Source organism: Sphingomonas mesophila, assembly GCF_003499275.1.
Lineage (GTDB): Bacteria > Pseudomonadota > Alphaproteobacteria > Sphingomonadales > Sphingomonadaceae > Sphingomicrobium > Sphingomicrobium mesophilum.
This window is the reverse complement of record NZ_QWDF01000001.1, coordinates 117,150-143,636: the sequence shown is the minus strand read 5'-3', so window position 1 is coordinate 143,636 and position 26,487 is coordinate 117,150. Positions and strand designations below refer to the sequence as shown.

The window sequence follows — 26,487 nt, the reverse complement described above, 5'->3', positions numbered from 1 at the left end:
CTTCTCACTCTGCCTCGAAGGCGGCGACAACGTCGGCGTGCCGAATACGTTCGCGGGTGTCGTCAAATGACTCTGTGGGGTTGCCGGGAGGAATATGCGCCTTGATTGTCTCGAAGTGCGCTCGCGCGGCGACCCGGGACACTGAGCGGCCCTGATTTAAGCGGTTAGCTAGCGTCTCGGGACTGTCGCAGCCTTCACGAACAATGCTGCCGAGCGTGGAAAGCGTAATCGGAATCGGTGATTCATCATTTGCAGCCCTCAGCCGAGCCGCCATGAGCCGGCCCGGCAGCGCCGCGAGGAACGCAAGATCCGGCACAATACGTGACACGAAGTGACGCGCATTCTTGCATTGCCCGAGGCCTGTCTTCTTGCCCAAAAATGCCGCTTCGAGCTGGCACAACGGCACGCCAGACATCCAGAGCGGCCATAGCTTCCGAAGTGCCTCGAGGGCCTGTTTCGAACGCGCCTCATCGTCAGGAAGGGCTTTGTACTTGCCGTCGAACAGTCCCTCGAGACTCTCGGGCCGAATCAAATCCATGACGAAGGTCGGGCTGGCGTCCAACCAGTCTAGCAGAGCTTTGACAATCTCGATGGCGCTACCATTGAAGGCGCCGTCATCAAGCCGCGTCAGAATCTGCTGGAGCAACATGATTGAGAGTCCTGTTGATCCGGCCACCTGCTCTATCCATCGTTCAGGTTCAGCAAGTTCGATGGTGGAGCGGGCTGCGACTGCCGCTGCAATCCGGCTGTCGAGCCATTCCGTCTGGTTAGTGAGCCTCGCCCGGTAAGCGGTGAAGCTGCGCTTCAATAGCACGCCGGCCGGATCCTCCTCGGCGCCGTTTACCGCAAGAGGAAGTTTGCTCAGCAAGTAGGAGGGCGTTCCTGTTTTGGTGATCCCGTCATGAATTTGATCGAGGATCGCTTTCAACGGATCATCGATAATCAAGCATTGGTCAGCTTGCTCGAAAATCGCCTGCAATTCCATCCAGTGGCCATTGATCTGATTATTCTGGTCATCGAAGTCGATCACCTTGCTCGGAACCAGCAGGACGAAGCCTTGCGATCCTTCGCCCGCGCGTCCTGCCCGGCCCGCCGCGTTGAGCAATTCATGGGCCTCGAGCTTTTGAATCTTGTCAGCGCCGGGATCGAAGCGACTGTCGCCCGAAATGATCACCACTTCGCTTGGCAAGTTCATCCCTTGAGCAAGAGTGGAAGTTGCGAAAAGGACGCGCACGCCATCGGGTCGGCGGAACAAGCTTTCATGAAGTTCGCGTTCCTCGCGCAACAGGAGCGCGTGGTGGCTAGCCGCGCCGGTCTGCAGAACCCCGGCATCATCGAGCTTCAGATAGCAATAATCAGGTCCGCCCATTTCCTCGACCGCAAGGGTGCGCCACGCGCGCTCTTCGTCGGTCAGCTCCACCGGGCTCGCTGGTACACGCGCCGGGAAGGCCTTGACGCAGCTTTCGCAGAAGACGGTGGTCTGCACGAAGACGAGAGTCTTCATGCCTGCCGCTGACGCGGCGGCGGCAATCGCACCACTGGTCTCATTTCCGTTCGGAGTCAGGTACCATCCCCCGCCCCGTGCCTTGCCGGTCGAAAGTGGATGGGCATCCGCCAAGAGCTGCAGAAGAGCGTAGTCATTCCGGTCAGTTGTGCTCCAAGTCTGGAGCAGGCTGAACAAGCCATAGGGTTGGGCCAACAATTCCCGCTTCACTGACATCGGCGTCGCTGCTTGGCCGGGATAGGCGATGCGAGCCGCTGCTAGCTTGGCATTCAGACCTTTAATCTGCTCGGCCGAATACACGACGCATCCACGGACTTGACGAGTTGGCTTCCAAGACAAATCAAGAGTGAGACATGGGCGTCCGGTCAAGTGAGCGACCCAACCGGCAATTTCCTCGCCGTTCTTCATCATCGCTGAAAGCAGCAGCAAATCGGCCGCTGGCGCCACCTGAGTGAGGTTGAGAATCGCCAGCATTGCGTCCAGCCCGCGTCGGCTACGATCGTCCTCACGCGGATGCATGAGATGACATTCGTCGAAAACCACCAGCCCGAGACCAGCGAAGGCCTCAGGTTGGACAGAGAGAAGCATGAGGCAGCGCTCAGGCGTCATCACGGTGACTTCGCCCAGTACGACGAGTTCGCCGATGCCCACATCCTCATCGACATCGGCAAAGATGCTGTAATCTTCGAAGGTACGCTTGAGCGCGCGCTGAGTCTGTCCGACCAACGCATGAGTCGGGGCTAGGAAGATGACCCGCTCCCCGCGCAGCAGGGCGGTCGCGATCTTCAACTCGGCGAGGGTCGACTTGCCGCCGCCAGTGGGGAAGCTGATCGCGGATGATACACCCTGCTCCAGATAGCCTTTCTCGATGGCCTCCCGATGGTTGCGCCAAAGATACGGACGCCCACGCGCCATTCGGCGCAAAATCTGCCACCAGCCCGCTTCCTCAACCCCGCCCGGTGTCGGAATGCGGGTCAGCGCCGTGCCAATGAGATCGCCTTCAAGGCCGCCGAGCAAATTAGCGAGGTGCAGTGGGCCGGGGTAAAGACTCAGCAGCTCCTCCGCCTCGCCACCTGCACTTTCAATTGGCTCGGCAGCAAGTGCGCGCACCTGAGCAAAGATCGTGCTGGCTGGAATTGTCCCGCCAGCGTCAGGCAAAAGATCAACGCGCAAGCGCAACTGCGCCGCGAGCCGGGTGACACCACGCAAAAGCAATAGGCGTAGGGCATCAAGAGCGCGGAGACCTAAATCGTCAGACGCGAGTTCCGGAGCGGGCTCTTCGGCATTTACGATGTCACGAAGCCGCCCCTGAGCGAGATTTCGGATCGCCACGACCAACGCCTGTTCAACCGCGCTCGAATCTGGATTGGCTTCGATCCGTTTTGCAGCCTCGGCAGCATCGGCATGAGCTTCAGCAATTAGAAAGAGTAAGGTAGCGGAGATGTCCGGACTAACGGCGGCTATCTCAACGTAACTTGTCGGACGCGTGCGGCGCAGTGCGAGCGAGACTGCTTGGTGTGCCGACGCTGTGACAAACGCTGCCGCTGCTCGGTTATCTCGATCGGGCAGCAAAGCCGCATATGCTTCGTGTGCCGCAGCAAGGCGCCGTAGCTCCGCGATCGTTTCCATGAGCGCAGGGTCATCGTCCTCACCACCGCTTCCACGGAGACGGATGCGAGCCGAGACAATATCAGCGAAGGCCTCGGTCAAGCGCTTGGGCAGGCCGTCGAGGTCGAGACCATTGAGCGGCGGCGCGGCCCGGATCAGTGCTGCCGTCGTTGGATCAAACATGTGCGATCGCCTCAATTTGAACGATCACACGATCTGCGAAGCTGGACATCCAATTGCGCAGGGTGGGAAGATAGATTGTATCGGCACGACGACGCTCGACAGCGCCCGGCGCGGAATCATCGAATCCCTTGAATAGCTTGGCGCGTGCGCTTTCCGCGTTGTGAGTGTCCCCGATTGTGATGCTGACCCTGTAGCGGCGAGCGTCGTGCCACAATGTGTTAGCGATCGCCGTGTCGACATCGAAGCCAGCATCGGCATGAGCGCGGACGTCAAGCATCGCACTCACCTCGTGCGTTAGTTCATTGAGGCGTTGACCGCTTTCCAGCGCGACGATCCCCGGAAAAACGTCATCTCTAATCGTATCGCGGGGATGGTCGGTGGCTTTATCCTCGAACACGATCACTGCGGTGATCGCCGTGCCATCTTCGCTCAACTGCAACTGCAGCCCATCGAATCCTTTGTCGGATTTGCGGATATGGGGAGCACGCGTGAGCGCGCCCGATGGCGCCTGTTGAGCCGCGATCCATGAAATCGCTTGGAACAGCCATCCATCGCGTTGCCAAGGGTCTTCGCCTTCGGCGAGAGTCAGCTGCTCGATGGCGGCCTTCGCCTGTTCTTCCGTAGCGATAGGGCCGGGCAATCCCGCGCCTTGAAGGATCTTGGCGACGTGCCGGTACTGCCCAAGGACAATGCGTGCGACCCGTTCCGCGAGAACATCCTCATCGGTGACCACCCATGACCACCCATGGCACAGGTCGCCATGACCAATTGGAGAGACCGTCAAGGTCATAGTTGGGCCGCCAACGCAGGCGATTGTTTTGCGGCCATCCCAACTGGATTGAGGTTACAGTTTGTCACTTATCCGATCACACCTGCTATACGCCGACCCGAGAAGCCCTTGACCGGCGGATAAGTTAGCGCACACTGGGTTAGCAAAGACTTATGTTTGCGGACCATTTTGTGGCTTAATCATACAATCACCACGAAACGCGGCGAGAGCGATCGAGCGACGTACCGCATTACTCGATCGCTCCGTCCGCCTATCACATGCGGACCTTAGTGACCTCTTCAGGCAACAAGAAAGAGTAGAACCGGTCATCCGGCGACCCTTTAATCAGCTCGCGCTTTGGGCCCCGGTGCCGGCCGTCTCGAAGCCTCAATGCGCTGACTTCGGGATCTTTTAGTAACGTCTTGTGGTCGGGGAATGCGGCTTTGAAGACCCGAGGGTGAACATGAAATTCGCGGCGTCCTTTGCGGTCGAGCCGGAACACGCCCGGCACCGCCCGTAGCTGAGCTTCAGTGACGTGTTTAAGTCTGCATTCTTCCATATCGACGACCCTTGCATCGGCCGCATACGCCCTCAGCCTCTGATGGGCGCTCAGTCGTTGGGCAGACGCGAGGTGAAGTCGGTAGGCGGCGAGACCCACGGCCTTGTAATCGATTTCCTTTGGAAGCGTCCCATAGTGTCGCGCGAGTGAAGCAGCTGCCACCACAAGGCCAAATGCTTCGGCAACGCGGCTCGAAGACCCGTCATTCCGATTCGCGCCGGTACTGTTGATGAAATCTTCCACCCGCTTCGCGATACCGGCCTTGAGTCCTTCCTCATCAGAAGCTCGATGTTCGACGAGGGCCTGCAAAAAGTGTGGCATTGCCGTGCCGTACTCAGTCGCCATCCCCGCTATCAGGGCATCAGCATAGCTTTTGATGTCGGGGTATCCCGCAGGAACGATGTCGAAGGTGTTGTACGCTGGAATATCAGTGTTGAAGGAAATGTGGCGATCTTGAGTGGCGCCCCGTTCGTCCTCGGCAACTTCGGCAATCACGTCAGCCAGCGAAAGGTTCGAGGTGATACAGTAGACGAGGCGAAACCAACGCTGCTGCTGATTATCGAAGCGGTGCTTTGTTTCACCCTGCGCCAAGTCGAAAACAAACTGCTTGAAAAGCCGCCCGCGCGGACCGCCACTCTCCGTTCCCGCGAATGATGTCGCATCGTCGAGAAGCATGGGAAGGTCGGAATGCGCTTCGGCCTTCTTTTCGAGCGCGTTCACCGTCGTTTTGCACGTGTTCCAGTATCGGGTTGGCGCGTCATCAGTAGCGCCTCCGACGACGGAAGCCATAAGCTTCAAGAGCATCGACTTACCTTTGCCGCCTGCACCGACAAGCTCGAAACCGAAATTGCCCGCCCGGTTCGTAAGTTTGAGGATTGGTGCGACGAACATCACCATTAGCATGAACAGCGCCAAGCGCTGCCCCATCAAGGGGGCTACGACGCGCTCCAACCAGCCTTGCAGGGTTCCAGATTGAACGCACTTCAGAGGATTCGGGTCGAAGACACAGATCCCGCGGGCGCCATCTGGAGCAAACACTTGGCCACTTTGAAGGGCGAAGCATTTGCCGCTCCATCCGGACTGCTCAACCAGCGAGCGATTTGGGAATTCGCTGACGGCTGCGACTTGGGCCATGAATTCGTTCCAGTTGGATGCGCCCAGAATGATGATGCCGGCTCGCGCCAATCGGCTTTTCACGCTCGACACGTCAGTCATAAAATCGGCTTGCTTTATCCAGATTCGTTTCTTGCCTTTGCGCACCTCCACCCAAGTGGTCCGTGATGGGGCCGTGCCGCCCTGAACGCGAATGCGAAGGTTGCGGCTCTGACGACCTTTCGGTGATTTCTTTGACATTGGCGTGCTCCAGTCTGTGGGAGTGGGGAGATACGAAGGGCGCGATCCGCCAGCGGCCCCGACAGCATGCCGGACTCCCCACTCCCCACTTGATTGTTATTTGTTTGGCGGCTCCGCTTTCGGCTCGCCTGTGAGCGTTGGGTGTGTTTCACACCAACATGTGCAAAACCTGCGTTTCGACCGTCAGGGACAGTCTAAGAAAGTGCGTACCTCTGCTTTCGGCGTCCCGTTCGTGAAGAAAAAGCCATCCGAACCTACTCGCATTCCAATGAGCTGGCACAAGTCGTTCACTGGGTGACTGTGCAACCACAGGAGCGCCTGCGAATGGCGATGCCCCGGGACGCGCCTCTTGCGGCTTCGGACACGCTTCCCCTCAATCGTACCCTCCCAGCGACCGTAGATGCTGCCCTTCAAGAGATAGGATAGATGATACTCCAGATTGGTAATGCTGCGGATGATCCTGACCCGGGGAGTCCGTCTGTGGTTACTTGCTTGGAGTCTCGGCTCGTAATTGCGGGTCTTCCGAAGCGCATTGAAGGCCTCAACCTTCTCGCCAATAACGATTCCATGCCGACCACCTCTCCAAACATCGGTTCGCGCCTCATGTTCGACGTCTTGAAAGAGAATTGCTGCGCCCTCGAGATCAGCGATGCCCTTTTCACGAAGCGCTGCCCTTAGAATATCGCTCTCGTTACGCGGGTTTAGATCGCCAAGGCACGAACCAGGTAGTTCCTGACGGAGTGGCTCAAGATGGACCGTCGCGATGCTAGCCGCACTATTAGCGAGGAAGGTGCTTAGGTGCCCCAGCAGCCGCTCCCGCACGCTTCGCATATAAAGCTTACTCGCAGTCGTTTGGGGCGGATCGCCATCGCCATAGTCGAGAAGGTCAGCGAGCTCTCCGGCGGCGTCACGGTTCGCCGAAATTTTCGCTTGCCCTGCGCTAAGTCGCAATAGCTCAACGCGACGAACATCTTCGCTGCGGGCGTCCGCTGCGGTTTCGCATGTGCGCCCTTTTCCTGACACCTGACCTAACCGGAATCCTGGCACCGGTGCCAAATCGCAGATTGAGAGGCCGGTCATCAGTCCGCCCCCATTTCGCTTGTCGCGTCAACATTGCTCGCAATCCATGCCTTTAGACTGTCGGTCGTTACCAGGCGTCGGCGACCAACGAATACGCACGCTAAAGGCACACCCTTGCGAAGCATGTCATAAAACGTGGTTTTGGAGATGGAGAGCGCCTCGCACGCCTCTTTAACTGTCACAGTAAGTTTTTGCATTTTAATCCTCCGGTTAAGGGCGCCCGGCGGATGACGACTAGGCCTTCGATGAGCGCCGCTAAGGGGTCTTTTAAGACGGCACTAAAAACGCGTTTCGCGAGCTGCATCGAGATGCAGGTTCCATGGCAAGCATTCAGCCGCGGAATGGCTCGGCTTGACCTCGGGAAGTCATTCGAGTGAAAAATGACTGCATCAAGATGCAGGAGGCAGGTCTAATGTCGAAGTCTGGCAGCACCACAGCACGAAGTAAGCGGAAACCGATTCGTCGGAATTCGTCGAGGAAACCAGTGGTCCACGTGGCCAGCACTCGCGAATTTCGGGACGAGGAAGAACGCTGGGAAGAATTTGTGGAGCGGTTGCAGCGCGGAGTGCATACACGGAAGGTTAGCGACCAGACCTTATGTCAGTACGACAAACCCCGCTCCTATCTGAAGCGCGAGACGTATCGCTATGTGCTAGAGCGATTTGAGGATGGCAGATCGAGGCAGCTCCAAAGGTGTATCGAGCGTGCTCGGGAAGGCTTCGTGCCCGCGATCCCGTCTTTTGAGCAAAATCCATTTCACTGGACGCTTCTGGGTGTGCAGCGGAACGAAGGATTGGAGCTAGGGTCCGACGACGTATCAAGGTTTGGGCGGCAATTGGCCTATGCCGCGAAACACAATGTCCCACCGCAGCTCTTGATTGGGTTTCTAGCTCAGACCGGCAGCCCCGGGCTAATCAGTCGGAAATGGGATAGCGGCGAAGTAGAGGAGTGGCACGCCACTCTGCCTGCGCCGCGAGTGGTGAGACTTTAATTTAGTCGCATCGACAGGCCGCCGACGCCGCCTATTGAATGCGGAACTGGCTAATTCGATGCAGGTCTAGCTCGCAGTTCATCAAGATAGTCACTCCACCACTGGGCCATGCGCACTCTTTCCTCCCAGTGCGCGCCTCGATGATAAGTTCCCCGGATTGAATTAGCGTCGCGGTGCGCCAAAGCGCGCTCGATTGCGTCGGGACTCCACTTTCCAGACTCGTTGAGCAACGAGCTAGCTGTTGCTCTGAAGCCGTGCGCAGTCATCTCGTCACTTGTATATCCCAACCGTCGGAGCGCCGCGTTGATCGTGTTTTCGGACATCGGCCGATTTCCTGGATAGAGCGAAGAGAATACGTACTTCTGACCGCCGCTCAAAGTCTGGGCTGCCTGAAGAAGAGCTATTGACTGCTTAGAAAGCGGTACGCGGTGCGGTTCGCGCATTTTCATTTTAGACGCGGGTATCGTCCAGAGCGCACTACTCAGGTCAAACTCCGCCCATTCGGCTTGGCGGAGCTCGCCCGGTCGGACAAACAGGTGTGGAGTTAGTTTTAGGGCGATAGCCGTCAGCGGCTGGCCCTCGTAACCTTCGATGGCACGGAGAAGCGCTCCTACAGAACCTTCGTCGAACAGCGCGCTATGGTGCCTCACCCGCGGCGCTGTTAGAGCCCCGCGGAGTTGTGCTGAAGGGTCATTTTCGGCGCGGGCGGTAGCAATTGCATGGCGGAAGATGCGGCCGGCGAGTGATCTCATTCGCCGCGCTGTTTCGAGATGGCCTTTCGCCTCAACCTTCTTCAACACGCCCAAGAGTTCTGGAGCTTTGATGTCGGCAATCGGCCGGTGCCCGAGGGCGGGCGTCATCAGAGACAATAACCAGCGGCTCTTCTTGATCGTGACTGCTTCACGCCCTTCCAATGAGGCCTTCGCGAGATACTCTTCTCCAACGATGGAAAAGGTTGTCGCGGCGCTCTGACGCTCCGCCTCTTTCACGAGACGCTTCTGCTCCGCCGGATCAAGCCCAGAGGCGAGCACCGCACGGGCTTGATCACGGCGACGCCGGGCCTCCTTAAGCCCAACCTCCGGATACTTTCCGACACTTAGCTTCTTTTCCTTGCCAGCAAAGCGATACTTCACTCGCCAGAGCTTCCCTCCAGATGGCTGTAACAGGAGGAAAAGCCCATCCGTGTCGAAGAGCTTGATTGGCTTGGGGCCATGTTTGGCAGCTTTGATTGTCGTGTCGGATAACGCCATTTGGGGGCCACTTTCCAAGACCGAATCGAAGTGGCCCCCAAAGTGGCCCCATTTTCGGCGCGGATGCACACGAACAGAGGCGAACAACGACGGCCAAGGTCCCGCTAGAATGGCGGATTTCCGGCCATTTTTCAACTTTTCTTGTAAAGGTGATGGTGCCCAGGAGAGGACTCGAACCTCCACGCCCTTGCGAGCGCCAGCACCTGAAGCTGGTGCGTCTACCAATTCCGCCACCTGGGCACAGGGACTGATCGTGGTGGTAGGCGGCGGCGCTTAGAAGCCGCTCCGCCGGTCTGTCAACCGCGCCGGGCCGAGCGCGCTCAATCGGGCTCGAAATCGAGCAGATCGCCGGGCTTGCAGTCGAGCTCGCGGCAGATCGCGTCGAGGGTGGCGAAGCGCACGCCCTTGACCTTGCCGGACTTGAGCAGCGACAAATTGGCCTCGGTCACGCCGATCGCCTCGGCCAGCTCCTTCGAGCGCATCTTGCGCAGCGCGAGCATCACGTCGAGGCGGACGATGATCGCCATGGTCAGACGATCTCGCGCAGCTCGAGGTCGATCCGAGCCGCCTCCTCAAGCATCCGCGCGACGAGGAACAGGACCAAAGCGGCGATGACTGCGAAGGCTTCGCGCAGGTCAAACACCATCGCCACCCGGCCGCCGCTGCCGCCGCCGGCCACGGCCACGACCAGCGGGACGAGGATCTGGGCAAGCGCGGCGAGCAGTAGCCACAAGGCGAACGAGCGGAAGGCGGCGGCGACCGGAGCGGTGAAGCGCTCGCCGGAGGCAAGCAGGCCGAGCATCGCGGAGAGGCGCCACAAAGCGATGGCGAACAGCGCCACCGCGACGTCGCTGGCGAGGGTCGCGGCGAAACCGGTCGGCGATCCGCCCGCGCGCTCGACCCGGATCTGCGGTCCGAGATCGATGCCGAGTCGAACCGTCGCGTAGGCGGCGACCAGGATGGCGAGCACCACCAGTACGGCGACCCGCAGGCGGCGCGCACTCAATTGTAATCGATCCATAATTCCGCCTCTTGACTAATTATCGTTTTATGATAATTGATATACCTCTCGCAGATATTTCTAGAGGAAACGATGATGGCCCGCAAGCTTTTCCACATGGCGTTCGCAATGGCCCTGGCGGCCGCTCCGCTGACCGGCGCGGCGTGCCAGCAGATCCCGCGCGCCGAGGTGGCGTGGGCGAAAGAAAGCACGACGATGAAGTTCGAGCTGTTCCGCGGCAACCGGATCATCGCCGACGGGCGGATCAACGGGCACAAGGTCGACTTCCTGCTCGATACCGGCGCCGGGGTGACCACGGTCGATCGCGCCTTCGCCCGGCAGATCGGGCTGCCCAAGGGCCAGTCGATTCCTGCTCAGGGCTCCGGCGGGACGGTCGAGGCCGAGCTGGTGACAGGCGTGACGCTCGAGCTTGGGGGCCTGACGCTCAAGAATGCGCCGGTGGTGGTGATCGACCTGGCGTCGGTGGCGCGCGGGCTCGGCCGGCCGATGACCGTGGTGTTGGGCCGCGAGCTGTTCGACAATGCGGTCGTCGGGGTCGACTGGCAGCAGACGACGCTAAGCATCGCCAGGCAAGACTCGTTCGCACCGCCTCCCAACGCGACGATGATCGAGCTGGGCAAGGGCGACGACCGGCTCAACACCATCCCGGTCGCGGTCGCCGGAGCGGCGCCGGTCAAGGCGCATTTCGACGTCGGCAACGGTTCGACCCTGTCGCTTCCCAAGAGCTATTGGGAAAAGCGGCCGGAGCTTGCCAGCCTGCCCTATGCGATGTCGGAAGCGGGCGGGGTCGGCGGGATGCACCCGGTCCGGCTGGTGACCGTCGATCGGATCGCGTTCGGCGGGCAAACCTTCCGCAACGTGCCGGTCACGTTGAGCGAGACCAAGCCGAGCGGCGCGGTCGACGAGGTCAACGCCGGGATCGGCCTGCTCAAGCCGTTCCGGGTGACGATGGATCTCGGCCGCAACCGGCTCTACCTCGAACCGCTCGCCAAGCCGCCGGTGTTCGTGCGCGACCGGGCGGGGCTGCGCAGCGAATTCGACGGCGAGCAGCTGACGCTGGCGTTCGTGTCGCCCGGTCCGCCGGCGGCCAGAGCCGGGCTCAGGAAGGGCGACCGGCTGGTCGCGGTCGATGGCCAGCGCGTCGGCAAGGACTATTTCCAGAGCGCGGCGAGCGGCTGGAACCAGCGCGCCGCGGGCGAGACCGTCAGACTCGAGCTCGGCGATGGCCGCAAGGTGGTCGTGACGCTGGCCGATTATTATTGAGGCGAGCCGCGCCCGGCTTGCCTGCGGGCGCGTCTTGGCCCTAGGACGCGCCCGCACGTGCAACCGGACGAGGACATGCCGCTCAAGTCCCTACCCCCTCTCATCACCGTGTTCGGCGGCGGCGGTTTCGTCGGCCGCTACGTGGTCGAGGAACTGCTTCGCGCCGGGGCCCGGGTGCGCGTCGCCCAGCGCTTCCCGCGCCAGGCGTTCTTCCTCCAGCCGCTCGGTCAGGTAGGGCAGATCGACTTTGCCGCGGCCGACGTGACCCGGCCGGATTCGGTTGCCGCGGCGTGCGCCGGCGCGGAGGCGGTGATCAACTTGGTCGCGGTCATGGGCCGCGGGTTGGGGGCGATCAACGCGGAGGGCGCGGGACATGTCGCGCGCGCCGCCGCGAAGGCCGGGGCGAGCGCGCTGGTCCACGTCTCGGCCATCGGCGCGGATGCCGGGGGCGCCGCCGAATATGCCCAGTCGAAAGGCCGCGGCGAGGCGGCGGTCAAGGACGCGTTTCCAGCCGCGACCATCGTCCGACCGAGCCTGGTGTTCGGCCCCGAGGACCAGCTCACCAACCGTTTCGCCGGTTTGATGGCGGCACTGCCCTTCTACCCCGTCATCGCGCCCAAGACCCGCTTCCAGCCGGTCTATGTGCGCGATTTGGGCAAAGCGATCGCCGCCGCCGCGCTCGAGCCCGGCAAGCATGCCGGCAAGACCTACGAGATCGGCGGGCTCGAGGTGATGACGATGCGAGCGCTGACCGAGCGGATTGCCGCGCTGGCGAGCCAACGGCGCGAGCTGATCGACGTGCCCGACTTCGCCGCCGCCGGCCTCGCCCGGCTCGGCTTCCTGCCCGGCGCGCCGATTACCTGGGACCAGTGGCTGATGCTCCAGCAGGACAATGTCGCGGCGCCCAAGTCGCGCGGCCTGAAGGAGCTGGGCATCACTCCGACACCGCTCGAGGCGGTCGCCGGCGAATGGCTCGGCCGGTTCCGCGAGGGCGGTCGCTTCGCCGCCCGCTCGACCCCGCTCGGCACCTAGGGCACGGCGATGCCGATCCTGTGGCTGGTGATCATCCTAGGCGTGGTCGAGGGGCTGACCGAATATCTGCCGGTCAGCTCGACCGGCCACCTCATCCTCGCCACCGAGCTGATGGGCTTCGACGCCGACAAGTGGGCGCTGTTCAACATCGCCATCCAGCCCGGCGCGATCCTCGCCATAGTCGTACTCTACTGGCGCACCTTCCGCGACGTGCTGGTCGGTATGTTCAAAAGCGACCCCGACAGCTGGCGCTTCGTGCGCAACCTGGCGGTCGCGTTTGTCCCCGCGGTGATCCTTGGCCTGGCGATCGGCGACTACATCGAGCTGCTGCTCGGCAATGCGCTGGTCGTCGCCTGGGCGCTGATCATCGGCGGCATCGCCATCCTGCTGATTGAGCGCTGGGCGCGGCCGACCGATTGCGGCGGAGTGGCCAAGGTCCAGCTCAACCATTCAGTCGGTATCGGCCTGATCCAATGCCTGGCGATGATCCCCGGCGTCAGCCGCTCGGGCGCGACGATCATCGGCGCGATGGCGATGGGGGTCGACCGCAAGACCGCCGCCGAATTCAGCTTCTTCCTTGCCGTCCCGACCCTGTCGGGCGCGACCGCGCTCCAGCTCTACAAGCATGGCGCCGGGATGGAGCAGGGGATGGTCGGCTGGATCCTGCTCGGCAGCGCGGTGTCGTTCGTGGTCGCGGTGGTGGTGGTCAAAGCGTTCGTGGCGATCATCCAGCGCTTCGGCTTCGCGCCGTTCGCCTGGTACCGGATCATCGCCGGGATCGCCGCTTTGGCCTGGCTCAGCCTTCGATAAAAGTTGCAAATTCAGTTATTTGCGGCACATTGTCGGGCGATTCGAAGGAGTTTCGCCGATGCGTGCCCTGTTTGCCCTCCCGCTCGTCATGCTCGCGGTCCCGGCCGCGGCCCAGCCGCGCGCGCCGCAATCGACCGCCCAAGCGATGCAGATCCCGCCCGAGCTGACCAGCCCGGAGACGGCCAAGAAGCTTGGCAAGATGGCCGCCCCGCTGGCGCGCGCGCTGATGAGCCTGCCGGTCGGAGAGATCGAGGCGATCGCTGAGGGACGCGAGCCGACCGCCGCCGACAAGCGCCGGACGGTGCGCGACATGGCCGCCGCCGACGGCCGCGACATCGAGCGCGAGCTGGCCAATGCCGGGCCGATGATCGAGCAGAGCGCGCAGCGGCTGACCGCGCTGCTGCCGGTGCTGATGCGCTCGCTTGCCGGGCTCGGCGCCGAGCTCGAGAAGGCGACCGCCAACCTGCCGCAGCCGGGCTATCCGAAGCGCTAGCCTAATCCGCCACGCGCGCTAAAGCTGCCGCCCCATGTGGCAGCTGTTTCAATTTCCGCTCTGTCCTTTCTCGCGCAAGGTCCGGCTCGTGCTGGGCGAGAAGGGCGTGGCGCACGAGCTGGTGCGCGAGAATCCGTGGGAGCGGCGCGATGAATTCCTCGACCTCAACCCGGCCGGCGAGACTCCGGTGCTGGTCGACAGCAGCGCCGGCACGGTGCTGATCGGAAGCCAGCCGATCTGCGAATATTTTGACGAGACGGTCGACCGCATGCCGATGATCCACGGCAATGCGGTGGTCCGCGCCGAGATCCGGCGGCTGACCGCCTGGTTCGACGAAAAGCTGTTCCGCGAGGTGGTCGAGCCCCTGATGCATGAGCGGATGAGGAAGCGGCTGGTCAGCAACGGCTCGCCGGACACCCGCGTGCTGCGCGAGGCGATGCGGGTCGCCAACGGCCACCTCGACTATCTCGACTATCTGCTCGACCACCGCCGCTGGATCGCCGGGGCCGGGCTGAGTCTGGCCGATTTCACCGCGGCAGCGCATTTGAGCGTGGTCGATTATCTCGGCGCGCTCGACTGGCGCGGGCACAAGCAGACCAAGGATTGGTATGCGGTGATGAAGAGCCGGCCCGCTTTCCGCCCGCTGCTCGGTGAGCGGATGGAGGTGATCGTGCCGCCGTCGCATTACGACAAGGTCGATTTCTGAGCGCTGCCGCCGTCCTTGATTGGGCGCAGCGCAGGGCCATCTAGCGCGCATGGAGCCGTTTTCGCCCTACCCCGAGCTGACCGAGCGAATGACGTCGCTGTGGGAGCGGGCAATGCGCATCGCGGCGCGCTTCGCGCTCGCCTTCGGGCTTGCCGCGGTCAGCGCGATCGCCGTCGCCATCGCGGTCGCCGACAATCTGTTCGGCCAGATCTTCCTGGTGCTGTTCACGACGCTGGCGCTGTGGATCCCCTATGTGCTGGTTCTGACCATGTTCGACCAGTGGCGCGCTCGGCCGCGGCGGGTGAAGGCGTCGGAGGCGGTAGTGACGGTGAGCGCCAAGCCGGACGTGAGCGCGTTCGAGCGCGACTGGCAGCGGCTGGTCGCGCTGGCTCCGCAGCAAGGCGAACGGCTGGCGGCGATCAAATCCTCCATCGACCGAAGCCGCGCCTCCCTCGGCGATGCGGCGCTGGACCCGGATGCACACGATCTGTGCGTGCTGATCGACCGCCGATTGCCCGAGCTGGTCGCGCACGAGCTGCATGACCTGCCGCCCGACGATCACGGCCGGCGCAAGCAGGTCGATGGGCTGATCGATCTGGTTGAGCAGTTTGCGCGCCACTGCGGCCGCCAGCGCGAGGGCGCTTCGGGCGAACGCTCGCGAGAGGCCGAGATCCTGCGCCGCCGCTTCGAAGCACGGCTGGCGGAGCATTCGCCCGAACTCTAGCGCGGCTTGGCCGGGCGCTTGGGTCCGGCCTTGCCTGGGGCCTTTTTCGGCCAGCGCGGCTGGGGCCGCATGTCCGTCGGCTGGTGCCGTGCCGGGCGCGGCGGCGGGCGGCGCTCGCCGGGCGCTGCAGCGGGCGTATCGCGCGGCTCGGCCGGCTCGATCACGAGCCCCTCGTCCTCGGGCGCGATGCGGGCGCGCTTCAGGGCGGCAAGGAACCCCGGAGCGGCGCGCGCGGCAACCTCGAAATAGCTTTCGCCGGCGGCAATCCGGATCGCGCCGATGTCCCCGCGATTGACGTGGCCATAGCGGCAGATCAGCGGCAGCAGCCAGCGCGGGTCGGCATTGTGCCGCCGCCCGGCGTTCAAGCGGAACCACATCGACCCGTCGAACCCCGGCCGCGGGCCGGGATCGTGCTGGGCCGAGCGTTCCGAAGCGGGCAGGATGTCTTCGGGCGCGGGAAGATCGGTTCGCGCCAGCCGGACCAAAGCGGCGGCGATCTGTTCGGGCGGCAATTGCGCCTGGATCGCCGCGGCCAGCTCGACATCGCCTTCGTCCAGCTCGCCCGGCGCCGACAACCGCTCGAGCAGGCGTTGGCGGTCACGCTCGAGGATCGCCTCGGCAGTCGGCGGAGCGACCCATTCGGCGTCGATTCGCGCGTTGCGCAGCATCGTCTCGACCGTTCGGCGGCGGCGGAACGGAACAATCAGCACGGCGATGCCCTTGCGCCCGGCGCGGCCGGTCCTACCCGAGCGGTGCTGGAGCCCCTCGGCGTCGCGCGGAAGCTCGACATGGACGACCAGGCTGACGGACGGCAGGTCGATCCCGCGCGCCGCGACGTCGGTCGCCACGCACACCCGCGCGCGCTGGTCACGCAGTGCCTGGAGCGCATGGTTGCGCTCGCTCTGGCTGTGCTCGCCCGACAAGGCGACGGCGTGGAAGCCGCGCTCGACCAAACTCGAGTGAAGCCGCCGCACCGCCTCACGCGTGGCGCAGAACAGGATCGCGGTCTCCGGCTCGTGGAAGCGCAGCAGATTGACCACGGCGTGCTCGATGTCGGTCGGCGACACGGCCACCGCCTGATAGGCGATGTCGGCATGGGCCTCGCGGTCGCCGAGCGTCTCGATCCTGAGCGCGTCCTTCTGGTAGCGCTTGGCGAGCGCGACGATCGGCCGCGGCATGGTCGCCGAGAACAGCAGGGTGCGTCGCTCGGCCGGGGTCGCGTCGAGGATCTCCTCGAGCTCCTCGCGAAAGCCCATGTCGAGCATCTCGTCGGCCTCGTCGAGCACCGCCACCTTGAGCGTCGACAGGTCGAGCGCGCCGCGCTCGAGGTGGTCGCGCAGGCGGCCCGGCGTGCCGACGACGATGTGCGCGCCGCCCTGGAGCGCGCGGCGCTCCTTCATCGGGTCCATCCCGCCGACGCAGGTCACGACCCGAGCGCCGGTCTCGGCATAGAGCCATTCGAGCTCCTTGCTGACCTGGATAGCGAGTTCGCGGGTCGGGGCGATGATCAGGCCCAGCGGCTCGCGGCTCCACGGCGCGCGCTCGCCGTCGAGCAGCTGGCCGGCAATGGCGATTCCGAAGGCGACGGTCTTGCCCGAGCCGGTGCGCGCCGAGACGATCAGGTCGCGGCCGTCGGCGTCGGGCTCAGCGACGGCGGCCTGGACCGGGGTCAGCGTGGCATAGCCGCGCGCCGCCAGCGCCCTGGCCAGCGCAGGATTGAGATTGGGATGAGGCATGGCGCGCCGCCTACGCGCAAATGCGGCGCGGCGATAGGGTGCTAGCGGTGGTGAGCGGCGACGAGGTAGTTGAGGTTGGTGTCGTCGCTGAGATGAAGGCCCTTGGTCGGCGAGACGGCGATGCCCTCGACGTCGTCGACCGCCAGCCCTGCCTCCGCCATCATCGCGCTCATCTCCTCGGGCGTGATGAAGTCCTCATAGCGATGGGTGCCGCGCGGGATCCAGCCTAAGCCCTCGGCGAGCGTGATGGTCAGCAGCCGCGACCAGGCGGTACGGTTGGGAGTGGACAGGATCAGCAACCCGCCCGGCGCGAGCCGCTGCGCGAGGTCGCGGACGAACGCGCGCGGATCGGCGACATGTTCGACCACTTCCATCGCGGTCACCAAGTCGAACCGGCCGTCGAGCGCCTCGACCCCGACCGCGCGGTAATCGATGTCGAGGCCCGAGCCTGCGGCATGATCTTTCGCAGCGGCGATCAGCTCGGGCGCGGCGTCGATGGCGGTGACCTTGGCGCCAAGGCGCGCCAACGGCTCGGCCAGCAAGCCGGCGCCGCAGCCGACATCGAGCGCGCTCTTGCCTGCCAGCGGCCGGAAGCCGCTCTCGTCGGACTGCCAATGCTGATCGATTCGGTCGCGAATGTAGGCCAGGCGCACCGGATTAAGCTTGTGCAGCATCGCAGACGCGCCGTCCGGGTCCCACCAGTCGCCGGCCATCGCCCCGAAGTGCGCGGCTTCACCCGCCCGAATACTTGTCGTCGCCATGGCGCCCTCCTAACAGGGCGGCGCTGCAACGGCCAGAACAGGACCAGCCTTGACCCGCATCGTGATGAAATTCGGCGGGACGTCGATGGCCGGGATCGAGCGCATCCGAAGCGTCGCCGCCCGGGTCAAGCGCGAGGCCGAGGCCGGCTCGCAAGTGCTGGTGGTGGTGAGCGCGATGGCCGGCGAGACCGACCGGCTGGTGCAATTCTGCCGCGAGGCGGCGGCGGTCCACGACCCGCAGGAATATGACGTGGTGGTCGCCTCGGGCGAACAGGTCACCGCAGGGCTGCTGGCGATGACGCTCCAAAACATGGGCCTCAAGGCGCGCAGCTTCATGGGCTGGCAGCTGGTCCGCGCCAGCGGAGTCCACGGCAACGCGCGGGTCGAGAAGGTCGAGGGTGCGCTGCTCGGCGAGGCGCTGGCGGCGGGCACGGTGTGCGTCATCCCCGGCTTCCAGGGCGTCAGCGAGGACGGCCGCGTGGCGACTCTCGGCCGCGGCGGGTCGGACACCAGCGCGGTGGCCATCGCCGCCGGGGTCGGCGCCGACCGATGCGACATCTATACCGACGTCGACGGCGTCTACACCACCGACCCGAGGATCGTGCCCAACGCGCGCAAGCTGACCCAAGTGACGTTCGAGGAGATGCTCGAGCTGGCCGGGGTCGGCGCCAAGGTGCTGCAGGTGCGCAGCGTCGGCCTGGCCATGCGCGAGAAATTGCCGCTGCGTGTGCTGAGCGCATTCGAGGATTTGCCGGGGACCGAGATCGTCGCCGAACTTGGAGAGGATATGGAGAGGAACGCCATCGCCGGAATCGCCGCCGACCGCGGCGAGGCACGGATCACGCTGACCGCCATCGCCGACCGGCCGGGGACGGTTGCGCGGGCCATTGCCCCGCTTGCCGAGGCCGGCATTCCGGTCGACATGATCGTCCACGCCGCGACCGCCGGGGAAGGACGCAGCGACCTCAATTTCACCGTCCCCCGCGCCAGCCTCGCACAGGCCAAGGCGGCGCTCGCGGCGGCGCGCGACAGCATCGGGTTCGAGACGTTGCTGACCGACGATGCCGTCGCCAAGGTCAGCATCGTCGGCGTCGGCATCCGCTCCAACCCCGAGCTTGCCGCGCGGATGTTCGACACGCTCGCCGAGCGCGGCATCAATCTGCTGGCGGTGACGACCAGCGAGATCAAGGTCAGCGCCTTGCTCAAGGAGGATGAGATGGAGCTTGCGGTGCGGCTGCTTCACGACGCCTTCGGGCTCGACCGCGACGGCGGCGCCCGATGAGCGGCGAGGGCCTGATCGCCGAAACCCGAACCATGCCCGGAGCGGGAAGCGGGCACAGCCGGCTGGCCGAGCTTATGCGGCGCGGCACCGACTTCCTCGGCTGCGACACCGCCATCATGGGCGGCGCGATGAGCTGGATCTCCGAGCGCAATCTGGTCAGCGCGATCAGCAACGCCGGCGGGTTCGGCGTGATCGCCTGCGGGGCGATGGGCCCCGACCTGCTCGACACCGAAATCGCCGAGACCAAGAAGCGCACCCCGCGGCCATTCGGCGTCAACCTCATCACCATGCACCCGCAACTCGCCGAGTTGGTCGACGTCTGCACGCGGCACGGGGTCGGCCATGTGGTGCTCGCCGGCGGCCTTCCTCCGGGCGGCGCGATCGAGCGGATCAAGGCCGGCGGCGCTCGGCTGGTCGCCTTTGCCCCGGCACTGGCGCTGGCGAAGAAGATGATCCGCTCGGGCGCCGATGCGCTGGTGATCGAGGGGATGGAAGCCGGCGGCCACATCGGCCCGGTGTCGACCAGCGTGCTGGCGCAAGAAATCCTGCCCGAGGTGGCGCGCGACGTGCCGGTGTTCGTCGCCGGCGGAATCGGCCGGGGCGAGGCGATCGCGGCCTATCTCGAAATGGGCGCGGTCGGGGTCCAGCTCGGCACCCGCTTCGTCTGCGCCACCGAATGCATCGCCCACGCCAATTTCAAACGCGCCTTCATCCGCGCGAGCGCGCGCGACGCCATACCGTCGGTCCAGATCGACCCGCGGCTGCCGGTGATCCCGGTGCGCGCGCTCAAGAACCGCGAGATGGAACGCTTCGCCGCCAAGCAGCGCGAAGTCGCCGGATCGCTCGATTCGGGCGCGATCGAGATGGCCGAGGCGCAGCTCCAGATCGAACATTATTGGGCCGGGGCGCTGAAACGCGCGGTGATCGACGGCGATGTCGAGAGCGGCAGCGTGATGGCCGGCCAGTCGGTCGGCATGGTCAAGCGCGAGGAGCCGGTCGCCGATATCCTGCGCGAACTGATCGACGAAGCGGCCGCCGCCCTCTCCAGCCGCGGCTAGGCAACGCTCGGTCGGCGGTTCAGGCTACCGGCGCCCATGCGTTCGTCGATCATCGCCAGGAAGCGGCGGCTGTCGCGCGCGAACAGGTCGAACCGGCCGCCGATCACCGCCGAGCTGTTCCACCGCCGCTCGAAATCCTCGAGCTCGGTGGCCAGCCACAGATCGTGGTGGAGGTCGCGCCGCGGCCCGGTAGCGAGGCAGCGGCGAACGGTGCCGACCAATTGCGCCGAGCGAAACGCCAGGGTGACCGGATCCTCGTCCGGCCGGTGGGTCTCGATCGCCTCGATCAGCTTGAGCATGGCGACCGAGATCGCCGGGTCGGGGCAGTCGAGCGGCCGGTCGATGGTCATCATGTCTGCGCTCCCGCGATCGAGGGTCGATCGAAGGACAATGCGCGGAACGCAAGCAAGTTACGTGACGACTCCGTAATGGAGTCGATTGGGCGGGCTAATTGCTGCCGACCGTCGCGGCGGTGCCGAACGAGCGGGTGAAGGGCGCGGCCACCGGCGCGAGGAAGGTGCGCGCGAATCCGTCGTAGATCGTGCGCGCGGCCATCGCGATCGTCGCCGGGCGGTTTGCTCCACCGCGGGCGAAAAAGGCGACCGCCAGCCGCCGCCCGTCGGGCAAGGTGATGAAGCCGACGTCGCTGGTGTAATTGTTGAGCGTGCCGGTCTTGTGCTGGACCTGGGCGCTGGCCGGGAGCAAAGCGCGCATCCGGTTCCGGCCCGTCTTGCAGCGCGCCATCAGGTCGAGGAGGTAGGCGCGGCTCGACGGGCGCAGCAGTTCGCCCTTGTCGATCCGCCGAAGCAATTCGACCATCGCCCGCGGCGTGGCGCTGTCGCGCACGTCCCACAGATCCCGCTTGGCGGCGAGCAATTGCGCGATCGTGCGGTCGACCCGCATACCGCTGACGTGACGCTCGCGCAGCCATTGCTGGAGCTTGGCCGGACCGCCGAGGTTGGCGAGCAGCAGGTCGGTCGCGACATTGTCGCTCTTGATCATCATCGCTTCCATCAGCGCCCGCGCCGAGCGCCCGCCGATGCGATCGTCGAGGCTGCGGCGGCCGAACTCGACCTGGGCAAGATAGTTGGCTGCGACCGCGATCTTCATCGTGCTCGCCATCGGGAAGGCGGTATCGCCGCGCAGGCTGACCATCTCGCCGGTCGCGAGGTCGAGCGCGGCAATGCCGTAATTGCCCGAGCGGCCGTCGACCATGTAGGCGAGCTGCCGCTCGAGGCTGGTGAGCGACGGCGACGAGGCGGCCATTGCCGGCGCCGCAACCAGCGCCAACAGCCACATCAGGATCCCCGCCACTCGAGTCATCGTCATCCCCTCGCCCGTTCCGCGGGCCGCACCCGGCGAAACACAAAGCCTAACCTACTGACCTTCCACGAATCCATCTCAAGGTTAATTTTCTCCTAAAGCCGTGCGATGAACCGAGTCTGACACGCGACGAACTGCCGGGGTCGGGACAGTCGGCCGCATTTCCTCGCCAGCTCGAGCGTCGCTTGGCCCGTCCGGCCAAAGCCTGCTAGCCAATCGCGCGATGTCCGAGCTCACCGTCCAGCCCGTTGCCGGCAAGGCCGACCGCCGCGCCTTCGTCGACTTTGCCTGGACCGCTTATGCTGGCGATCCGGCGTGGATTCCGCCCTTGAAGAGCGAGGTCCATGCGCTGCTCGACCCGCGCGAGAACCCGTGGTTCGGCCACGGCCGCGCGCAATTGTTCCTCGCCCGGCGCGACGGCGCGGTAGTCGGCCGGATTAGCGCCCAGGTCGACGAGCTGGTCCAGGAGCGGATGCCGGCCACCGGCCAGTGGGGCTTTTTCGACGCGCTCGACGGCGAGGCCGCCGCCGCGCTGATCGTCGCCGCCGAGGACTGGCTTCGCGGCCAGGGCATGGCCCGCGCACTCGGCCCGATCAGCCTGTCGATCTGGGACGAGCCGGGCCTCTTGATCGAGGGTTTCGACGAGCCGCCGATGGTGATGATGGGCCACCACCGCCCGGAGTATCGCGCATGGATCGAGGCCGCCGGCTACGCCAAGGCGCGCGACCTGCTGACCTTCGCGCTCGACATTCGAATCGACATGGTGCCGCTGATCGACCGGCTGATCCAGGCCGGCGCGCGCAATCCCCGGATCCGCATCCGCGATGTCGACAAGGCGCGGTTCGATGCCGAGGCGGCAATCATCCTCGACATCCTCAACGACGCTTGGTCCGACAATTGGGGCTTCGTTCCGCTGACCCCGGCCGAGATCGCCTACGCCGGCAAGAAATTGAAGCCGATCATCATCGCGGATCTGGTCAAGATCGCCGAATATGACGACGGCGCGGGGTTCAAGCCCGCCGCGTTCATGATCACCATTCCTGACGTCAACAGCATGATCGCCGACCTCGACGGGCGCCTGCTACCGTTCGGCTGGGCCAAATTGCTGTGGCGCATCCGCAAGGTCGCCACGACGCGCGTGCGCGTGCCGCTGATGGGCGTGCGCAAGGCCTATCAATCCAGCCGGCTGGCGAGCCAGTTCGCGTTTATGCTGATCGAATACACCCGCCGCGTGTGCGTCGGGAAATATGGCATCCACCACGGCGAGTTCGGCTGGGTGCTCGAGGACAATCAGGGCATGATGTCGATCGCCGAGCTGCCCGGCGCGGGCATCAACCACCGCTACCGGGTGTTCGAGAAGACGCTCTAAGCGAGCTCCACCATCACCGGGGCGTGGTCGCTGGCCTTCTCCTCGCCGCGCGCCCATTTGTGGACGTCGGCGGCGAGCAGCCGGTCGGCGGCGCGCGGCGAGCACAGCAGATGATCGATGCGGAAGCCCGCATCGCGCTGCCATGCCCCGGCCGTATAATCCCAGAAGGTGAACAGCTTGGGCTCGTCGGGGTGGAAGGCGCGCAGCGCGTCGGTCCAGCCCTGGTTGACCAGCCGACGGAAGGCCTGCTGGCTTTCCGGCTGGAACAAAGCGTCATTGGCCATCGCCCGGCGGCTGAACGTGTCGCGGTCCTCGGGGATGACGTTGTAGTCGCCCGCCAGCACCACCGGCCGCTCGCTCGCTAGCAGCTCGGCGGCGTGGGCGTTGAGTCGCTCCATCCAGCGGAGCTTGTAATCGAACTTCTCGGTCCCCACCGGATTGCCGTTGGGCAGATAGATCGAGCCGACGACGACACCCTCGACCTCCGCTTCGATAAAGCGGCTGTGACTATCGTCCGGATCGCCTGGAAGCCCGATCCCGCGAAGCATCGGAGCGGCGCCGCGAGACAGGATCGCCACCCCGTTGAAGCCCTTCTGGCCGTGCCACACCGCCTGGTAGCCCGCCGCCTCGATATCGCCGACCGGTAGCAATTCGTCGGCGCACTTCAATTCCTGCAGGCAGACCACGTCGGGCGCCTCGCGCGCGAGATATTCGAGCAAGCGCGGCAGCCGCGCGCGAATGCCGTTGAGGTTGTAGGTGACGAGCTTCATTGGCCGTGCCTAGCGCGGCCGATGAAGCTCGTCATCCCGGCGAAGGCCGGGATCCAGGTCAGACCGAGAAGCTCGTCCCGCACCCGCAGCCGGAGGCGGCATTGGGGTTGGTCACCTTGAACGCCGCTCCGCCGAGATCCTCGACGAAATCGACCTGGCTTCCGGCGAGGAGGTCGAGGCTGACCGGATCGACCACCAGCGTCGCGCCCTCGCCCTGCGCCACGGCATCGCCCTCCTCGGGCTCGCCGAGCTCGAACTTGTAGGTGAAACCGGCGCAGCCGCCGCCATCCACCGCAAGGCGCAGCACGGCCGGCTTGCCTTGGCGCTCGGCAATCAGGCGCACGCGGTTCGCCGCGGATGGGGTCAAAGAGATGGAAGGCTCGCTCACGCCCGCGAGATAGGGGCGCGGCGGAGCGGCGACAATGGCCTTAGCGCTTCGGCGCGGCCTTCGGGCCGCCCTGCGCGATGTGACCGTCCATCGGCGCACCGCCACCGGCCTTCATCGCCAGCAAATAATCGGTCGACTTCATGAACGGCACCGGATTGACGGCGCGGCCCTCGATGCGGACCTCGTAATGGAGGTGGCTTCCGGTCGAACGGCCGGTCGAGCCCATCAGGCCGATCAGTTGGCCGCGGCGAACGCGGGTGCCGGCGGCGACATTGAGCTTGGAAAGGTGGCCGTAGCGGGTCTCGATACCGCGGCCGTGGTCGATCTTGATCAGGTTGCCGTAGCCGCCGCTGTTCCAGCCGCTTTCGGTGACCACGCCGTCGGCGGTGGCATAGATCGGCGTGCCGACCGGGCCGGCCAGATCGATGCCCATGTGGCGCGCGGCGCCGGCGCCGAACGGGTCGGAGCGAACGCCGTAGCCCGAGGTGAAGGCAGCCGACTTGACCGGCTTGTCGGACGGCACCGCGATGGCGCCGCTCGACAGGCTGTCGAGCTTCTTCCAGCTGGTGAACAATTGCTTGAAGGTCGAATCGCTGGTGGCGTTGACCGGCTCATAGGGACCGCCCTGGCCGGTAGCGTCGGTCGAGGTTGAAACGGTGACGATGTGCTTGAGCACCGCCGGATCGATCTTCTCGCCCGACAGCATCGCGGCCAGCTGCTGCTGGCGATATTCGAGTTCGAGGACGCGGCGCTCGGTGACGGCCGCGAGGCGGGCGATGTCGGCGGGGACCTGGGTCGAGATGGCGGGGGCGGTGGCGGGGGTCAGGAAGCGGACGGTCGAGAAGGTCGACCAGGCGACGAACAGGCCGACAACGAGCGCGGCAAGCATCTGGACGTAGGCGGGAACGGTGAACCGGCGCAGCTTGCTGCCGTCATGGACGAAGAAATCGCGGTCGCGAAACAAGCCGCCCGTCTTGACGCTGGTGCTGATCATCGGTCCCACGCTCCAAAAATCCCCGTGCCGGCGCAGCCCCGCTGCGTCGCTGTCTCGTCATCAATGTGTCGGAGCCCCCGGCCCCAACCGAGAGAAGGTTTGCCCACCCGCTCTCGGAAGCATGGAACTGGCCGCAAATGGTTAAGCAAAACAACAGTCTGTTCCGGGGTTAAGGACGAATGGCGTTCGTCGCGGGATGAATGGAGCGTTTTTCTTGCTCCAGGTTAACGCAAAGCGGCATTCTGCGCGCTTCATCGCAAGTCGCTTGCCACGCGGGCGCTTGCCGCTAGGCGTTGGCGCGGGCCACGCCGTCCCACCGCGGCGCGCGCTCTCTGCAAGGAGAGTTTACGGTGTCGAATGCCAGGCCGCCGCTTCCCAAGCGGCCATTCTTCTCGTCCGGCCCGTGCGCCAAGCCGCCCGGCTGGAGCGCCGCCAAGCTCGCCACCGAAAGCCTCGGCCGGTCGCACCGCTCGCCGCTCGGCAAGGCGCGGCTGGCGCATTGCATCGATCTGATGCGCAGCACGCTCGAGCTGCCCGAGAGCCACCGGATCGCCATCGTCCCGGGCTCCGACACCGGCGCGTTCGAGCTGGCGATGTGGGCGATGCTCGGCGAACGCCCCGTCACCTGCCTTGCCTGGGAAAGCTTCGGCGAGGGCTGGGTGACCGACGCGGTCAAGCAGTTGAAGCTCGACCCGGCGATCCTTCGCGCGGATTACGGCGCCCTGCCCGATCTGTCAGCGGTCGACTGGTCGAGCGACGTGCTGTTCACTTGGAACGGCACGACGAGCGGCGTGCGCGTTTCCGATGCGGAGTGGATCCCCGCCGACCGCACCGGGCTCAACTTTGCCGACGCGACCAGCGCGGTGTTTTGCTACCCGATCGACTGGGCGAAAGTGGATGTCGCGACCTTCAGCTGGCAAAAGGCGCTCGGGGGCGAGGGCGGCCACGGCGTGCTGGTTCTCGGCCCGCGCGCCGTCGAGCGGCTCGAGAGCTTCGCCCCCGATCGCCCGTTGCCCAAGCTGTTCCGTCTCACCAAGGGCGGCGAACTCAACGAGGGCGTCTTCCGCGGCGAGACGATCAACACGCCCTCCATGCTGGCGGTCGAGGACGCGATCTTCGCGCTCGAATGGGCGCAGTCGCTCGGCGGCTTGCCCGCCCTGATCGCGCGCACCGACGCCAACGCCGCAGCGCTCGATCGGATCGTTGCGACACGCGACTGGCTCGGCCATCTCGCCGCCGACCCCGCCAGCCGCTCCCAGACCAGCGTCTGCCTGACGGTCGCCGGCGCCGACCCCAAGGCCATCGCGGCACTGCTCGAAGCGGAGGGCGCGGCCTATGACATCGCCGCCTACCGCGACGCGCCGCCGGGCCTCCGCATCTGGTGCGGCCCGACAGTCGACACCGCCGACATCGAAGCGCTCGGCCCGTGGCTCGATTATGCACTGGAGAAGACACGATGA

General features: G+C 64.9%; 24 protein-coding genes and 1 tRNA gene. 10 read left to right on the top strand and 15 right to left on the bottom strand.

The window, feature by feature from the left end; all coding sequences use genetic code 11:
* Positions 1-4 precede the first annotated feature (4 nt).
* The 8 genes from D0Z60_RS00700 to D0Z60_RS00665 form a co-directional block, all read right to left on the bottom strand.
* Entirely contained in the window at positions 5-3,295 is a 3,291-nt protein-coding gene (locus D0Z60_RS00700) for a DEAD/DEAH box helicase (protein WP_118856107.1), read from the bottom strand.
* Positions 3,288-4,085: a hypothetical protein gene (locus D0Z60_RS00695; protein ID WP_118856099.1), complete on the bottom strand. Its 798-nt coding sequence runs from the start codon at positions 4,083-4,085 to the stop codon at positions 3,288-3,290. The genes D0Z60_RS00700 and D0Z60_RS00695 overlap by 8 nt, the downstream gene beginning before the upstream one ends.
* Positions 4,086-4,338: 253 nt before the next feature.
* Positions 4,339-5,976 (bottom strand): DUF927 domain-containing protein, encoded by a 1,638-nt coding sequence (locus D0Z60_RS00690; protein WP_118856096.1) that lies wholly within the window; start codon positions 5,974-5,976, stop codon positions 4,339-4,341.
* 1,079 nt (positions 5,977-7,055) lie between these two features.
* Entirely contained in the window at positions 7,056-7,253 is a 198-nt protein-coding gene (locus D0Z60_RS12075; protein WP_118856093.1) for a helix-turn-helix domain-containing protein, read from the bottom strand.
* Between the two features lie 844 nt (positions 7,254-8,097).
* On the bottom strand, positions 8,098-9,297 hold the full coding sequence (locus D0Z60_RS00680) for a tyrosine-type recombinase/integrase (RefSeq protein WP_118856090.1): 1,200 nt from the start codon (positions 9,295-9,297) through the stop codon (positions 8,098-8,100).
* Positions 9,298-9,450: 153 nt separating this feature from the next.
* Positions 9,451-9,537 (bottom strand) — tRNA-Leu (locus tag D0Z60_RS00675).
* Positions 9,538-9,617: 80 nt separating this feature from the next.
* Positions 9,618-9,824: a helix-turn-helix domain-containing protein gene (locus D0Z60_RS00670; protein ID WP_118856087.1), complete on the bottom strand. Its 207-nt coding sequence runs from the start codon at positions 9,822-9,824 to the stop codon at positions 9,618-9,620.
* Between the two features lie 2 nt (positions 9,825-9,826).
* Positions 9,827-10,318, bottom strand: coding sequence for a hypothetical protein (locus D0Z60_RS00665; protein ID WP_162888014.1), 492 nt, complete (start codon positions 10,316-10,318; stop codon positions 9,827-9,829).
* Between the two features lie 75 nt (positions 10,319-10,393).
* Between D0Z60_RS00665 and D0Z60_RS00660 the strand changes: the two genes are divergently transcribed.
* The 6 genes from D0Z60_RS00660 (at position 10,394) to D0Z60_RS00635 (ending at position 15,346) form a co-directional block, all read left to right on the top strand.
* Positions 10,394-11,581, top strand: coding sequence for a retropepsin-like aspartic protease family protein (locus D0Z60_RS00660; RefSeq protein WP_162888013.1), 1,188 nt, complete (start codon positions 10,394-10,396; stop codon positions 11,579-11,581).
* Positions 11,582-11,656: 75 nt separating this feature from the next.
* Complete coding sequence (locus D0Z60_RS00655; RefSeq protein ID WP_118858364.1) at positions 11,657-12,613, top strand: NAD-dependent epimerase/dehydratase family protein; 957 nt, start codon at positions 11,657-11,659, stop codon at positions 12,611-12,613.
* A 9-nt stretch (positions 12,614-12,622) separates the two neighbouring features.
* The gene (locus D0Z60_RS00650; RefSeq protein WP_118856079.1) at positions 12,623-13,423 is read left to right on the top strand and encodes an undecaprenyl-diphosphate phosphatase; all 801 of its coding nucleotides are present in this window, start codon (positions 12,623-12,625) and stop codon (positions 13,421-13,423) included.
* Between the two features lie 58 nt (positions 13,424-13,481).
* Positions 13,482-13,916 carry a hypothetical protein gene (locus tag D0Z60_RS00645; protein ID WP_118856076.1) on the top strand — a complete coding sequence of 145 codons (435 nt, stop codon included), beginning with the start codon at positions 13,482-13,484 and terminating at the stop codon, positions 13,914-13,916.
* A gap of 34 nt (positions 13,917-13,950) precedes the next feature.
* The gene (locus tag D0Z60_RS00640) at positions 13,951-14,622 is read left to right on the top strand and encodes a glutathione S-transferase family protein (protein WP_118856073.1); all 672 of its coding nucleotides are present in this window, start codon (positions 13,951-13,953) and stop codon (positions 14,620-14,622) included.
* 49 nt (positions 14,623-14,671) lie between these two features.
* Positions 14,672-15,346 carry a hypothetical protein gene (locus D0Z60_RS00635; RefSeq protein WP_118856070.1) on the top strand — a complete coding sequence of 225 codons (675 nt, stop codon included), beginning with the start codon at positions 14,672-14,674 and terminating at the stop codon, positions 15,344-15,346.
* Here the strand turns inward: D0Z60_RS00635 and D0Z60_RS00630 are convergent.
* Both D0Z60_RS00630 and ubiG read right to left on the bottom strand, forming a co-directional pair.
* Complete coding sequence (locus D0Z60_RS00630; RefSeq protein ID WP_118856065.1) at positions 15,343-17,082, bottom strand: DEAD/DEAH box helicase; 1,740 nt, start codon at positions 17,080-17,082, stop codon at positions 15,343-15,345. The genes D0Z60_RS00635 and D0Z60_RS00630 overlap by 4 nt on opposite strands.
* Positions 17,083-17,123: 41 nt before the next feature.
* Positions 17,124-17,843: a bifunctional 2-polyprenyl-6-hydroxyphenol methylase/3-demethylubiquinol 3-O-methyltransferase UbiG gene (gene ubiG / locus D0Z60_RS00625; protein ID WP_118856063.1), complete on the bottom strand. Its 720-nt coding sequence runs from the start codon at positions 17,841-17,843 to the stop codon at positions 17,124-17,126.
* A gap of 49 nt (positions 17,844-17,892) precedes the next feature.
* Here ubiG and D0Z60_RS00620 point away from each other — a divergent pair, with 49 nt between their 5' ends.
* Together D0Z60_RS00620 and D0Z60_RS00615 are read left to right on the top strand one after the other, a co-directional pair.
* Positions 17,893-19,125 carry an aspartate kinase gene (locus tag D0Z60_RS00620; RefSeq protein WP_118856060.1) on the top strand — a complete coding sequence of 411 codons (1,233 nt, stop codon included), beginning with the start codon at positions 17,893-17,895 and terminating at the stop codon, positions 19,123-19,125.
* Between the two features lie 32 nt (positions 19,126-19,157).
* The gene (locus tag D0Z60_RS00615) at positions 19,158-20,183 is read left to right on the top strand and encodes an NAD(P)H-dependent flavin oxidoreductase (protein ID WP_118858363.1); all 1,026 of its coding nucleotides are present in this window, start codon (positions 19,158-19,160) and stop codon (positions 20,181-20,183) included.
* Here D0Z60_RS00615 and D0Z60_RS00610 read toward each other — a convergent pair.
* Positions 20,180-20,536: a hypothetical protein gene (locus tag D0Z60_RS00610; RefSeq protein ID WP_118856057.1), complete on the bottom strand. Its 357-nt coding sequence runs from the start codon at positions 20,534-20,536 to the stop codon at positions 20,180-20,182. The two genes, D0Z60_RS00615 and D0Z60_RS00610, sit on opposite strands and share 4 nt — an antisense overlap.
* A 94-nt stretch (positions 20,537-20,630) precedes the next feature.
* Complete coding sequence (locus tag D0Z60_RS00605) at positions 20,631-21,506, bottom strand: serine hydrolase (protein WP_240325489.1); 876 nt, start codon at positions 21,504-21,506, stop codon at positions 20,631-20,633.
* A gap of 223 nt (positions 21,507-21,729) precedes the next feature.
* On the opposite strand from D0Z60_RS00605, the gene D0Z60_RS00600 reads away from it, so the two are divergent.
* Complete coding sequence (locus D0Z60_RS00600) at positions 21,730-22,875, top strand: N-acetyltransferase (protein ID WP_118856054.1); 1,146 nt, start codon at positions 21,730-21,732, stop codon at positions 22,873-22,875.
* Here D0Z60_RS00600 and xth read toward each other — a convergent pair.
* The 3 genes from xth to D0Z60_RS00585 are packed head-to-tail and all read right to left on the bottom strand — an operon-like array spanning position 22,872 to position 25,027.
* Positions 22,872-23,645 carry an exodeoxyribonuclease III gene (gene xth, locus D0Z60_RS00595; protein WP_118856051.1) on the bottom strand — a complete coding sequence of 258 codons (774 nt, stop codon included), beginning with the start codon at positions 23,643-23,645 and terminating at the stop codon, positions 22,872-22,874. The two genes, D0Z60_RS00600 and xth, sit on opposite strands and share 4 nt — an antisense overlap.
* Before the next feature lie 58 nt (positions 23,646-23,703).
* Complete coding sequence (locus tag D0Z60_RS00590) at positions 23,704-24,033, bottom strand: HesB/IscA family protein (protein ID WP_118856048.1); 330 nt, start codon at positions 24,031-24,033, stop codon at positions 23,704-23,706.
* 40 nt (positions 24,034-24,073) lie between these two features.
* On the bottom strand, positions 24,074-25,027 hold the full coding sequence (locus D0Z60_RS00585; RefSeq protein ID WP_240325488.1) for a M23 family metallopeptidase: 954 nt from the start codon (positions 25,025-25,027) through the stop codon (positions 24,074-24,076).
* 350 nt (positions 25,028-25,377) lie between these two features.
* On the opposite strand from D0Z60_RS00585, the gene D0Z60_RS00580 reads away from it, so the two are divergent.
* A complete protein-coding gene (locus tag D0Z60_RS00580; RefSeq protein WP_240325487.1) occupies positions 25,378-26,487 on the top strand; it encodes a phosphoserine transaminase in 1,110 nt (369 codons plus the stop codon).